The organism is Bacillus sp. R86525 (genome assembly GCF_042466195.1).
Taxonomy (GTDB): Bacteria; Bacillota; Bacilli; order Bacillales; family Bacillaceae_G; genus Bacillus_A; species Bacillus_A nitratireducens.
Map to the genome: position 1 here is coordinate 806,441 of NZ_JAXHPX010000007.1, position 12,735 is coordinate 819,175.

Annotated in this window: 12 protein-coding genes; 7 read left to right on the forward strand and 5 right to left on the reverse strand. The window is 39.2% G+C overall.

Annotation, left to right across the window (positions count from 1 at the left end):
• Positions 1 to 14 precede the first annotated feature (14 nt).
• The 3 genes from gerHC to SJY24_RS06635 are packed head-to-tail and all read right to left on the reverse strand — an operon-like array spanning position 15 to position 4,463.
• Positions 15 to 1,094, reverse strand: coding sequence for a spore germination protein GerHC (gerHC, locus tag SJY24_RS06625; protein ID WP_088040275.1), 1,080 nt, complete (start codon positions 1,092 to 1,094; stop codon positions 15 to 17).
• Entirely contained in the window at positions 1,070 to 2,164 is a 1,095-nt protein-coding gene (locus SJY24_RS06630; protein ID WP_377864146.1) for a spore germination protein, read from the reverse strand. The genes gerHC and SJY24_RS06630 overlap by 25 nt, the downstream gene beginning before the upstream one ends.
• A 16-nt stretch (positions 2,165 to 2,180) precedes the next feature.
• A complete protein-coding gene (locus SJY24_RS06635) occupies positions 2,181 to 4,463 on the reverse strand; it encodes a spore germination protein (protein ID WP_377864147.1) in 2,283 nt (760 codons plus the stop codon).
• Positions 4,464 to 4,615: 152 nt separating this feature from the next.
• On the opposite strand from SJY24_RS06635, the gene SJY24_RS06640 reads away from it, so the two are divergent.
• Positions 4,616 to 5,740 (forward strand): homoserine O-acetyltransferase family protein, encoded by a 1,125-nt coding sequence (locus tag SJY24_RS06640; RefSeq protein ID WP_377864149.1) that lies wholly within the window; start codon positions 4,616 to 4,618, stop codon positions 5,738 to 5,740.
• 48 nt (positions 5,741 to 5,788) lie between these two features.
• On the opposite strand, the gene SJY24_RS06645 is transcribed toward SJY24_RS06640, so the two are convergent.
• Positions 5,789 to 5,971 (reverse strand): hypothetical protein, encoded by a 183-nt coding sequence (locus SJY24_RS06645; protein ID WP_000171885.1) that lies wholly within the window; start codon positions 5,969 to 5,971, stop codon positions 5,789 to 5,791.
• 200 nt (positions 5,972 to 6,171) lie between these two features.
• Here SJY24_RS06645 and SJY24_RS06650 point away from each other — a divergent pair, with 200 nt between their 5' ends.
• The 6 genes from SJY24_RS06650 (at position 6,172) to SJY24_RS06675 (ending at position 12,189) form a co-directional block, all read left to right on the forward strand.
• Entirely contained in the window at positions 6,172 to 6,477 is a 306-nt protein-coding gene (locus SJY24_RS06650) for a rhodanese-like domain-containing protein (RefSeq protein WP_377864150.1), read from the forward strand.
• A gap of 78 nt (positions 6,478 to 6,555) precedes the next feature.
• Positions 6,556 to 6,780, forward strand: a complete 225-nt coding sequence (locus tag SJY24_RS06655; protein ID WP_000512598.1) for a spore germination protein — start codon at positions 6,556 to 6,558, stop codon at positions 6,778 to 6,780.
• 20 nt (positions 6,781 to 6,800) lie between these two features.
• Complete coding sequence (locus SJY24_RS06660; protein WP_001111499.1) at positions 6,801 to 7,124, forward strand: hypothetical protein; 324 nt, start codon at positions 6,801 to 6,803, stop codon at positions 7,122 to 7,124.
• A 118-nt stretch (positions 7,125 to 7,242) separates the two neighbouring features.
• Positions 7,243 to 9,972 carry a BclA-related collagen-like exosporium protein gene (locus SJY24_RS06665; protein WP_377864151.1) on the forward strand — a complete coding sequence of 910 codons (2,730 nt, stop codon included), beginning with the start codon at positions 7,243 to 7,245 and terminating at the stop codon, positions 9,970 to 9,972.
• 173 nt (positions 9,973 to 10,145) lie between these two features.
• Positions 10,146 to 11,159: a GTP 3',8-cyclase MoaA gene (moaA, locus tag SJY24_RS06670; protein WP_377864152.1), complete on the forward strand. Its 1,014-nt coding sequence runs from the start codon at positions 10,146 to 10,148 to the stop codon at positions 11,157 to 11,159.
• Positions 11,160 to 11,175: 16 nt separating this feature from the next.
• Complete coding sequence (locus tag SJY24_RS06675) at positions 11,176 to 12,189, forward strand: molybdopterin-synthase adenylyltransferase MoeB (protein ID WP_001158114.1); 1,014 nt, start codon at positions 11,176 to 11,178, stop codon at positions 12,187 to 12,189.
• A gap of 41 nt (positions 12,190 to 12,230) precedes the next feature.
• Here SJY24_RS06675 and moaC read toward each other — a convergent pair whose 3' ends face one another.
• Positions 12,231 to 12,716 carry a cyclic pyranopterin monophosphate synthase MoaC gene (moaC, locus tag SJY24_RS06680; protein ID WP_000094156.1) on the reverse strand — a complete coding sequence of 162 codons (486 nt, stop codon included), beginning with the start codon at positions 12,714 to 12,716 and terminating at the stop codon, positions 12,231 to 12,233.
• Between the last annotated feature and the right edge of the window lie 19 nt (positions 12,717 to 12,735).

Below are 12,735 nucleotides of genomic sequence, written 5' to 3' on the forward strand. Positions count from 1 at the left end.
AGTTCAATCATTTCTCATTCGATTACACCAGAATTTGTAATATTTACGGTGTATTTTACAGTAATAGGGACATCTTTGTACATCTGTTTCCACTCTTCTAACTTGAATGGACGATAATGTTGTTTATATTTTGCCCCTAGTCCGAGGGGATCGATGTCTAAAGATTTAAACTGCTTAATTAATTTAGCAGCTTGTGTATCTAATTGTTTTTGGACATTTTTTTCAATGTTTTTTGTGTTCTTGTTATTTTCTAAATTAATTTGCTTCGATAGTTCTTGAATACGTGCATCAAGATGAACGTGAATGAAAAAAGAAGGCTTTCCATTTTTAATCTTTATATCGTAAGTTGGAACAGAACGAATATTATTAATCATTACGTACGCAGAATCTGTTTTAAATTCATGTGAATCTAATTTATGTTTCTCTAATAGTCCTTTAAATATGAACATATCTTTCTTCGCAATTTTACCGATATATTTATCCTTTTTAAAAAGACCAATTCCGGTGATTTTTATTTTATCACCATGTTTCTTTAAAATTGGAATATAGTAGTCTTGCCCTTCTTGATAATAACGGAATGCCCCCACATGCAAATTATCCGTTGGTAAAGGACCAGTTTCCATGTTATGCTCTAACAATTTTTTTATATAAATTGCAACGTTGTATGAAGTCGTATATTTCCCTTTTAAAAGTTCAGTACCATTACCTTCAAGTAAAGCAACATATAGAGCGTTCCCTATATTCACATCTCGAAGTAATGTATCGAATGAAGTAGACATTCCTTTTTTTGCAAGTCGTATAGTATATAGAGCGACACGCATTTGTCCGCTAGCAAATGGTTGAGAAGATTCTAAAGATGTGTCTGCTTTTACTTGTTTTACCGCATTTGCGCTGCCTTCAAAAACTTGAACTTTATTTCCTTTTTTCTGAATGGGACAAACGAATGTTACTTTTACTTTATTATCCTTTGCTGTATCAAAAACGGTTCCTTGAATAAGTTGTACATCATCGATAATATTTTTTTGTAAACATCCAGTTAAACTAAAAAGTGCTATACAAAAAATAAGTATTAATTTGCTTTTGATTTTTTCCATTTTCTTTTCACCCACACAATAATAAATAGGATTGGGATGTATACATAAATGAGCCAAAAACTAACTTTTGATGCATTACTAATAAAGTTATTAATATCGTGTCTATTTGTTAAAAGTTGTGAAACAATGAGAGTGATAATGATAAAAGCGATTAAAACACCTCTTTGTTTTACACGAAATATTTCATGCGTTGCTCTCATTGACGCCCATAAGGGAAGGATAAAACTTGTAATAATAACAAGTGCATAGCCTGAGATTGCAATATATTCTAGTCTTTCTATGAAGGGTAATTGAATGACTTGGGTCATAGAAAGTTGCGACCATATCGTTTTTAACAATTGTTTCTCGCTAAAAAATGTAAAGGCTAAAAGGGTGCTAAATAAATATAGAAGGTTTGAAAATAGTGCCCCGTATTGAGCGTATTTATGAGACTGCTTCGGATTTTTTACAAACGGATAAATCATGAGATAAACTTCAAATCCTGTCATACTGTAGATTGACAACTGGGCGGATTTTAAAATATCTGAAAAAGAATGTGTGAAAATAGGTAGTAAATTCGTCCAATGTGAGTATTTCAAAACGAATAGGCTAAGAATTAAATATCCCAATGTACCACCAACTGAGATGACACAAATGCCAGTAATGACACGGAATCCAGAAGAAATAATGTAATAACTAACTAAGCATAAAAAGAGTGTTAACATAAAGGTGGAAGCGGTAGGAAACATCCACACTTGAATAATTTCAACGTATGTTCGAATGACGGAAATACTGACGATTAAAAAATAAGCAGCAAAGATGATGTTAATGCCGTTCCCTAGCCACTTTCCAAATGTTTGCCGATGTAAGTCGATTAAATTACCGTTTGTTTCTTTTAATAAAAAATACATCATCCATATAAGAATATGGATACAGATTCCTGTGATTAAAACTCCCATCCAGCCGTCGTATCCAGCGGCTTTCGCAATGATTCGAGCGAATCCGAGAACACCAGCACCAAATTGTGCACCGTGAATTAAAAAGAAAACGAAGACGGGTGATATTTGGTGTTCTGCTTTAATTTTACTCATCGATGCACCTCATTTCTTAATCATCAAAATCTGACGTATGTTTCGTAGAAATTCCATTGGTTGCTTTCTTTACGTGTTGCGGTCTTGCTTGAACATCTCGAGTATCAATCATTGTTAATGGAAAACGAATCCAAGAATCTTTAAAAGATTGTTGTCTTGTCGGGTAAAACAAAGCGTATGGCTTACGTAAAGAAGTAAGTCTAAATAGATGAGTAAATAAAAACATAAATCCAAGAGAAATACCGAAGAGTCCTCCTATTTCTGCAAATATGAGAAACGGGAAGCGTAGTAAACGAACAGCATTACCCATTTTGTAAATAGGTGTAATAAAGGAAGCTAACGCTGATAAGGCAACGATAATTAATAAAATATTACTCGTTAAACCAGCTTGTACAGATGCTTGTCCGATTACGATACCGCCTACAATACCGAGTGTTTGACCGACTTTCATCGGTAACCTCGCACCAGCTTCTCTCAATAAGTCGATTGCAAGTTCTAAAAAGAGCGCTTCAATTAAAGGTGGAAACGGTACTTGTGCCCTTGATAAGATCAAAGTTTCAAGTAAATCACTTGGAATGAGTTCATAATGATAATTTAAAACTGCAACGTATAACGGTGTAGCACAGATTGAAAATAGAACGGCGATTAACCTTAAAATCCTTGAAAATGTAGCGTATAACCAAGAAACGTTATAGTCTTCTGGTGAAATGAAAAAATCGAAATATGATACAGGTGTAAGTAACACACTTGGAGAACCATCAACAAAAATAGCGATTTTCCCGTCAATGAGTGCTTTTGTAACTCTATCAGTACGTTCTGTATTGATATAGAGAGGGAAAATAGATTTCTCTCCCATTAATTCTTGTATATAAGCACTATCATTAATTTGATCATACTCAAGAGCCCGTAATGATTCCTCTAGAAAATCTACATTATCTTTTTCTGCGAGGTTGTCTAAATACATCATGACAACTTTTGTTTTTGAAAATTCGCCGATGATCATCTCTTTTGTTTGTAAATCTAAAACTGGAAGACGTTTTCGAACTAAATTAATATTTGTATCAATATCCTCTACGAAACCTTCTTGAGGACCGATAACAGTCGATTCATTTAAAGGTGGAGTTGGTGCACGATAATTATCAATTGCAATGTTTGCAAGCATGCACTTTTGATCTTGCTGGTTCAATTGAATAATCGCATGTCCCTTCAAAACCATGTCCTCAATTTTTTGTAAGTCGTTCGTAATTGTAATACCACTCATCGGAATATGTTCTTTCAGCTCTTCAAGTGATGCGCAAGGTCGTCCTAACAGAGTAGGCATTAAATACTTTTGTAATTTCTCTCCATCAAGCGAAGGCCGATAGTAAGAAATCCAATAAGGCATCGTTTCATCGTCAGATGTGTGATAATTAACAAAATCACTGGACCTTTTGAGCTTCTCTATTAAATCTTGTAGAGAATGAATACGGTCTTTTTCTGGTTTTGTAAAATCATAAATACTATTACTTCCAGAGCTTTGCTGTTTCTTTTGAGAAGAATCATCCTGTTTAGAATCTTGTTGTTTCTCCTGAGAAGAATCATCTTGTTTAGAATCTTGTTGTTTCTCCTGAGAAGAATCATCTTGTTTAGAATCTTGCTGTTTCTTTTGAGAAAAATCATCCTGTTTAGAATCTTGCTGTTTCCTCTGAGAAGAATCATCCTGTTTAGAATCTTGCTGTTTCCCCTGAGAAGAATCATCCTGTTTAGAATCTTGCTGTTTCGGTTGAGAAGAATCATCCTGTTTAGAATCTTGCTGTTTCCCCTGAGAAGAATCATCCTGTTTAGAATCTTGCTGTTTCGGTTGAGAAGAATCATCCTGTTTAGAATCTTGCTGTTTCTCCTGAGGAGAATCGTCTTGTTTAGAATCTTGCTGTTTCTCCTGAGAAGAATCATCTTGTTTAGAATCTTGCTGTTTCTTTTGAGAAGAATCATCTTGTTTAGAATCTTGCTGTTTCTTTTGAGAAGAATCATCCTGTTTAGAATCTTGCTGTTTCTCCTGAGAAGAATCGTCTTGCTTAGAGTTTTGTTGTTTCTCTTGAGAAGAGTTACCTTGCTTAGAGTTTTGCTGTTTCTCTTGGGAAGAATCATCTTGCTCAGATTTTTTTTGTTCATTATTTTTACCTGTACTGTGTTCCATACTTCTAGTCTGTTCTTTGTTTTCATCCTCTTGATTACTAGATTGCTGTTTCGGAGTATTATCTGCTTCTCTTGTTTCTGTTGAATTTGATTTTTTCTTTTTACGTAACCAATTCCAAATCATATGTATGCCCTCTTTGATTGTGTAATATAGTGCTATTTTGTGGCTAATTTTGTATATTATTCATTTATTTATGAAAAGAAGGGGGAGATTGGTTTGCATAGAAAAAAACCTTTAGTAAGCAGTTCATAATATGACGGGAAGAAGGCGAGTCTGTGCAAATTGTAAAAAAGGAGAAGTTTGTTTTAAAAGGGTTTGTGTTTGAAAATGGTAGGGAGATTCCTGTTCAAATGGGGTATGAGACGTACGGTACTTTAAATAGAGAAAGATCAAATGCGATTTTGGTTTGTCACTATTTTAGTGCAACAAGTCATGCGGCAGGAAAATATACAGAGCATGATGAGGGGGCTGGTTGGTGGGATGGATTAATTGGACCTGGGAAAGCAATTGATACAAATAAATATTTCATTATATGTACTGATAACCTTTGTAATGTACAAGTGAAGAACCCATATGTGATTACAACGGGACCAAAATCGATAAATCCGATGACTGGTTTTGAGTATGCGATGGATTTTCCAGTTTTCACATTTTTAGACGTAGCACGGATGCAATATGAGTTAATAAAAGATATGGGGATTGCTAGGTTACATGCTGTAATGGGGCCATCGGCAGGTGGGATGATTGCGCAGCAATGGGCTGTCCACTATCCTCATATGGTAGAACGAATGATTGGAGTTATTACGAATCCGCAAAATCCAATTATAACGTCGGGAAATGTAGCGCAAAATGCGATCGAAGCAATTCAGCTTGATCCAGATTGGAAAGGCGGAAAGTACGGAGAGGAGCAACCAATGAAGGGGCTTCATTTAGCGAATAAAATGATGTTTATGAATGCATTTGATGAACATTTTTATGAAACAGCATTCCCGCGGAACAGTATAGAAATGGCACCTTATCAACAATTTTCTGCATTAACATCATTTGAGAAAGAGATAAATAAAGTGACATGTAAAAGTATGGAATTAGTAGATGCGAATTCATGGATGTATACTGCGAAAGCAGTCTTATTACATGATATTGCACATGGTTTTTCTTCCTTAGAAGAGGCTCTTTCTAAGATTGAAGCGAATGTACTCATGATTCCATGCAAACAAGATTTACTTCAACCATCTCGTTACAATTATAGAATGGTAGATGTTTTGCAAAAGCAGGGGAAGCACGCAGAAGTATATGAAATAGAAAGTATAAATGGGCATATGGCAGGAGCGTTAGATGTTCATTTATTTGAAAAGAAAGTGTATGAGTTTTTAAATCGGAAAGTATCTAGTTTTGTGTAGAAAATAATTAATGTGGAAAAGGTGCATTGTTTATAATAGGCACCTTTTTTACATAATTTGCAGACGGAAAATATATGAAGCGATTGATAAACCAAAGAAAGCTATACTAAGTAATAGAAATAAGAATGACATTTCTTGAGGGGATTTTATCTTTTTATTATTTTTCATACTAAGAGCAATGACCGCAGAAATTAAGAAAATGATACCCATAATGAAAAGAAAAAGTGTCATTTTAACTGGCTCCTTTCATAAAACAAGTATATTGAGGATACAATGCACGAGTTATGTTTGTAAAGAATAAGTTTTTGCGAGAAAATTGAGAAATAAATTCTCGGTTCTTTGCGTTCTTTCTTTCGCATGCTAAAATTGATTAGAAATGGTGGTTTAAAGAAGAAACTAAAGGTTTTATTGTATATAAGGAGGAACGACATATGACAGAAGTTAAAACAATTACTACAGAAGAAGTGCAAGAGCGTTTAGAAAATGGAGAAACTTTATTTTTAGTAGACGTAAGGGAAGATGAAGAAGTAGTGGCAGGGAAAATTCCAGAAGCTGTACATATTAAAATGGGTGATATTCCAAATAAAGTAGATTTCTTTGAGAAAGAGAATGAATATATCTTTATTTGTCGTTCGGGAATGCGCAGTGAAAATGTATGCCATTATTTAAATGAACAAGGATTTAAAACAGTGAACATGGTTGGCGGTATGCTTCAATATGAAGGGGAAACTAAATAGTTAATTGTTAAAAACTTGAAACGAGTCTGTTTCAAGTTTTTTTCTTTTGCATACAGTATACAAAAGGGGGAGGGGTAAATGGGGATTAACATGCGTAAAGTAAAAATTATTAATAATACAGGGGCTGTTAATGTTGGCGACTGTTATAATATCGAACCTTTTGCTGTATCGAAAATATATGCGGGTGCTGGAGGGTCGAGTGCAGCTATTTTTTTAAATGGGAAAAGACAGCCAGAAGCGGTGATTCGAACATCCGTGTTTCTTCCGCCATTAGCAACGAGTACACGTACATTAGGTTCATAAAGGAAAGGTAGAGTGTAAGTATGCCTGCACGTATTAAAGAATTTATTATCGTTAATAATACTGGGAATATATTTACAGGGGATAATTTGAGTGATACGTCATTTACTGCTTCGAAATCGTATAGTGGTTCAATGGGGTGTACTTGGATTGATGTTGTTACAGTAATAGGAACGGAGACGAAGCTTTGTTTACAACCGGGAGATTCGGTGACGACAACCTATACACGAGGTACCCCTGCTGGTACTGTAACAGGAGCAAATACTGGGCAAGGTGCAAATGTATCGAGTATAGCGCAAGCTGTCCCGAATACAGATAATATGGATTCAGTAGCTGGACTCCCTTAAGAAATTGAGGGAGTTTTTATTATTTAAAATAAAAATAGTCTTTGAGATTGTTTTTGTAAATACATATTAAGAAGAGGTTTGTTTAAAGTAAAAAAGATGGTGTGTAGGTGGTGAAAGTGTGAAAGAGCGCGATAGACAAAATTCATTAAACTCCAATTTCAGAATTTCACCAAATCTTATTGGACCTACCTTTCCTCCCGTTCCAACGGGATTTACTGGCATTGGGATTACTGGTCCAACCGGTCCACAAGGCCCGACTGGCCCACAAGGACCAAGGGGATTTCAAGGTCCGATGGGAGAAATGGGCCCGACAGGACCTCAAGGAGTGCAAGGGATTCAAGGACCAGCTGGACAAATGGGTGCAACAGGACCAGAAGGACAGCAGGGACCACAAGGATTAAGGGGACCACAGGGAGAAACTGGAGCGACAGGACCTCAAGGAGTGCAAGGGTTACAAGGTCCAATTGGTCCAACCGGAGCGACTGGGGCACAAGGTATACAGGGGATACAGGGATTACAGGGGCCGATTGGAGCTACCGGGCCAGAGGGGCCTCAAGGAATTCAAGGAGTGCAAGGGGTACCGGGTGCAACAGGTTCACAAGGAATACAAGGAGCTCAAGGGATACAAGGACCACAAGGACCGAGTGGAAATACGGGAGCGACAGGAGCGACTGGTCAGGGGATTAGTGGTCCGACTGGAATAACAGGTCCAACAGGGATAACTGGCCCATCTGGAGGACCTCCAGGTCCGACTGGAGCAACTGGTGCGACAGGGCCAGGAGGTGGACCGAGTGGAAGTACAGGTGCGACGGGAGCGACTGGAAATACTGGAGTAACTGGAAGTGCGGGAGTGACTGGAAATACAGGTCCGAGTGGAAGTACAGGAGAAACAGGAGCACAGGGCCTGCAAGGAATACAAGGAGTTCAAGGACCAATTGGACCAACGGGTCCAGAAGGTCCGCAAGGTATTCAAGGTATTCCTGGTCCGACAGGAGTAACTGGTGAACAAGGAATCCAAGGGGTTCAGGGGATTCAAGGGATAACGGGGGCAACGGGAGATCAAGGTCCGCAAGGTATACAAGGGGCCATAGGACCTCAAGGTATAACAGGAGCAACAGGAGATCAAGGCCCACAAGGAATACAAGGGGTACCTGGTCCAACCGGGGACACAGGCTCACAAGGAGTCCAAGGAATTCAAGGGCCAATGGGTGATATAGGACCAACAGGCCCAGAAGGCCCAGAAGGACTTCAGGGTCCGCAAGGAATACAAGGAGTGCAAGGACCAGCTGGAGCAACAGGTCCAGAGGGGCCACAAGGAATCCAAGGAATTCAAGGGCCGATAGGAGTAACAGGTCCAGAAGGTCCACAAGGAATTCAGGGAATACAAGGGATTCAAGGTGTAACAGGAGCAACAGGAGCACAAGGAGCAACTGGAGTTCAAGGTGTTCAAGGGAATATAGGAGCAACAGGTCCAGAGGGCCCGCAAGGAGTGCAAGGTACTCAAGGGGATATAGGTCCAACAGGTCCAATGGGTCCACAGGGAGTTCAAGGAATCCAAGGAATTCAAGGACCGACGGGCGCACAAGGAGTGCAAGGCCCACAAGGAATTCAAGGAATCCAAGGGCCGACAGGAGTAACTGGAGATACGGGTACAACAGGGGTGACAGGGGAAGGGACTACAGGAGCAACAGGAGTAACTGGTCCAACAGGAGTAACTGGTCCATCAGGAGGACCAGCCGGACCGACTGGCCCAACAGGTCCATCAGGTCCGACGGGAGTGACAGGTCCATCCGGTGGACCACCTGGTCCGACAGGAGCGACAGGTGTAACGGGAGGAGTAGGAGATACGGGAGCAACAGGGGCGACGGGTGTGACCGGAGCAACAGGAGTAACTGGTGCAACCGGAGCAACAGGGCTGCAGGGTCCACAAGGAATACAAGGAGTACAAGGAGACATAGGCCCAACCGGTCCGCAAGGTGTTCAAGGTCCACAAGGGATCCAAGGTATAACGGGAGTAACGGGAGATCAAGGCCCGCGAGGAATACAAGGTCCGCAAGGTGTTCAAGGTCCAACCGGTCCACAAGGAATCCAAGGAGGTCAAGGCCCACAAGGGATACAAGGGGCAACAGGTGCAACCGGAGCACAAGGCCCACAGGGAATTCAAGGGATACAAGGAGTGCAAGGTCCGACTGGTCCACAAGGCCCAACCGGGGACACGGGTCCAACAGGAGCGCAAGGCCCACAAGGAATTCAAGGTCCAACGGGAGTAACAGGAGCGACAGGTTCACAAGGAATTCAAGGTCCAACGGGGGCAACAGGTTCACAAGGTCCAACCGGAGGCACGGGTCCAACCGGTTCGCAAGGAATCCAAGGTCCAACAGGCCCAACCGGAGCTGGAGCAACAGGATCAACTGGAGCGACCGGGGTGACTGGAGTTAGTACAACTGCAACGTATGCATTTGCGAATAATACATCAGGAACCGCTATTTCCGTTTTATTAGGTGGTACGAATATCCCATTACCGAACAATCAAAATATTGGACCAGGAATAACCGTTAGTGGTGGAAATACTGTATTTACAGTTGCGAATGCAGGGAATTATTATATAGCCTATACAATTAATTTAACGGCAGGATTACTTGTCAGTTCTCGTATAACCGTAAATGGCAGTCCGCTTGCGGGAACGATAAACTCCCCGACAGTGGCTACTGGGTCATTTAGTGCACCAATAATTGCTAACTTGCCTGCTGGAGCTGCTATTAGTCTGCAGTTATTTGGATTAGTTGCAATAGCTACGTTATCTACAACAACGCCAGGAGCTACTCTAACTATTATTAGATTAAGTTAATAAGCAGAAAACCTTGGAACTTTTATGTTTCAAGGTTTTTTATCTCGTTACTTGTAGATAGTCTAATTGGTTAGTAAAGTTTCACTTTATTCACCTTAGTAAAAACATCGCAGTTCGAAAATATATTATAATAGAATGAAAAGAGAGAAATTTGGCAGAAAGGGAGGGTGGCGATGCAGGAGAAGGTTAAAGACTTTTTTGGACGCCCACTTCAAGATTTACGCATATCTGTCATTGATCGTTGCAATTTTAGATGTACATATTGTATGCCAGCGGAAGTATTTGGGCCTGATTATGCTTTTTTGAAAGATGAGTTTTTACTAACGTTTGATGAAATTGAGCGTTTGGCAAAAGTGTTTGTTAGCATCGGTGTACGAAAAATTAGAATTACTGGTGGCGAACCACTGCTTCGTAAAGATTTAACAAAACTTATTGCACGTCTTGTGAAAATTGATGGGTTAGTAGATATAGGATTAACGACAAATGCTATTCATTTAACGAAACAAGCAAAGGCATTAAAAGAAGCTGGATTACATAGAGTAAATGTTAGTTTAGATGCAATAGATGACGATATATTTAGGAACATTAATGGTCGAAATATTAATACGAAACCTGTGATTAAGGGAATTAAAGCAGCGAAAGAGGCGGGGCTGGAAGTAAAGGTAAATATGGTTGTGAAAAAAGGGATGAACGATCATCAAGTACTTCCAATGGCTGCGTATTTTAAAGAGCAAGGAATCACGCTTAGGTTTATTGAGTTTATGGATGTTGGTAGTACGAATGGATGGAATTTCGATCAAGTGGTTACAAAGCGAGAATTGATCGAGATGATTCATAGAGTGTATCCGCTTGAGCCAGCTGAATCGCATTATTTCGGTGAAGTTGCGAAGCGATATCGGTACGTTGGAACAAATGTTGAAGTCGGTTTTATTACTTCTGTTTCTGAGTCATTTTGTTCCTCTTGTACGAGAGCGAGAATTTCAGCAGATGGAAAGTTTTATACTTGCTTATTTGCGACAGAAGGATTGGATGTAAGGAAACTTCTTAGAGGAAATCTTTCGGATGATGAGTTATTAAGCGTTATACAAGATGTGTGGGTAAATAGAAAAGATAGGTATTCGGATGAACGGACAGAAGAAAGTGTAAAGAATCGTCCGAAAATTGAAATGTCTTATATAGGAGGATAAGAAAGGGGGCTATCGTATGCAGGAGCGATATTCAAGACAAATATTATTTTCTGGTGTTGGAGAAAAAGGACAGCGAAAAATAAGAGAGAAGCATGTGCTTATTATCGGCGCTGGTGCTCTTGGTGCAGCAAATGCAGAAGCGATTGTTAGAGCAGGTGTTGGAAAAATAACGATTGCGGATCGTGATTATGTAGAATGGAGCAATTTACAAAGGCAACAATTATATACAGAAGAAGATGCAAAGCAGTATAAACCGAAGGCGGTAGCAGCAGCAGAACATTTAAAAGCGATTAATTCTGAAGTGGAAATTATCCCGGTTGTGACCGATGTAACGGTTCAAGAAATGGAAGAGTTAATTAAAGGTGTAGATTTAATATTAGATGCGACAGATAATTTTGAAACGCGCCTTCTTATTAATGATATATCTCAAATGTATAACGTTCCGTGGATATATGGAGGATGCGTTGGAAGCTACGGAGTAACTTACACAATTTTGCCAGGAAAAACGCCATGCTTTCGATGTTTAATGGAGCATCCAGCGAGCGGGGCAACATGTGATACGGCCGGTATTATACAGCCAGCAGTGCAATTAGTAGTTGCGCATCAAATAACGGAAGCTTTAAAAATATTAGTAGAAGATTTTGAGGCACTTCGTGAAACGATGCTATCATTTGATCTTTGGAATAATCAACAGATGGCATTTAAAGTGAATAGACAGAAAAAGGATACATGTTTATCTTGTGGAAAGCTACGTACATATCCGAGTTTAACATTTGAAGCACAAACGAAAACAGAAGTATTATGTGGACGAAATACAGTTCAAATCCGTCCAGGTGTGCGACAAGGGTTTAATTTAGAAGAAATTAAAAAGCGCTTACAAAAAAGTGTGGATGTAAAGGAAACGCCTTATTTATTATCATTTCCGGTGGAAAAATATCGTTTTGTTTTATTTACAGATGGTAGAGCGTTTATTCATGGGACGAATGATATGAATGTGGCGAAACGCTTATATGCAAGATATATAGGGTGAACCTAAAGGCAATCCTTTAGGTTCACAGGGAAAAGATAGTATTAAGAATTTCTAATATAATCTCCATTTTTTCCGCCTGTTTTTTCAAGTAAGTATGTTTCGCCAATAATCATGCCTTTATCAACAGCTTTACACATATCGTACACGGTAAGAGCGGTAGCGGAAGCAGCTGTTAAAGCTTCCATTTCAACGCCGGTACTACCTTCTGTTTTAACCTTTACTTCAATAAGTAGTCGATATTGTTCTTCTGACTGTTTCCAATCGAAAGAAACATCAACACCTTTTAACAATAAAGGATGGCACATTGGGATAATATCAGAAGTACGTTTTGCAGCCATAATGCCTGCGATTTGTGCAACAGCCAATACATCACCTTTACCAATTTCATTGTGAGAGATTTTGTCAAAAATTTCTTTCGTAACGAGAATGCTAGAGCATGCAATTGCTGTTCGAACGGTTACTTTTTTGTCGCTTATATCAACCATTTTAGCGCGCCCTTGGTCATTGAAATGTGTGAATGAAGACATGGAATTCCTCCTTGAAGTA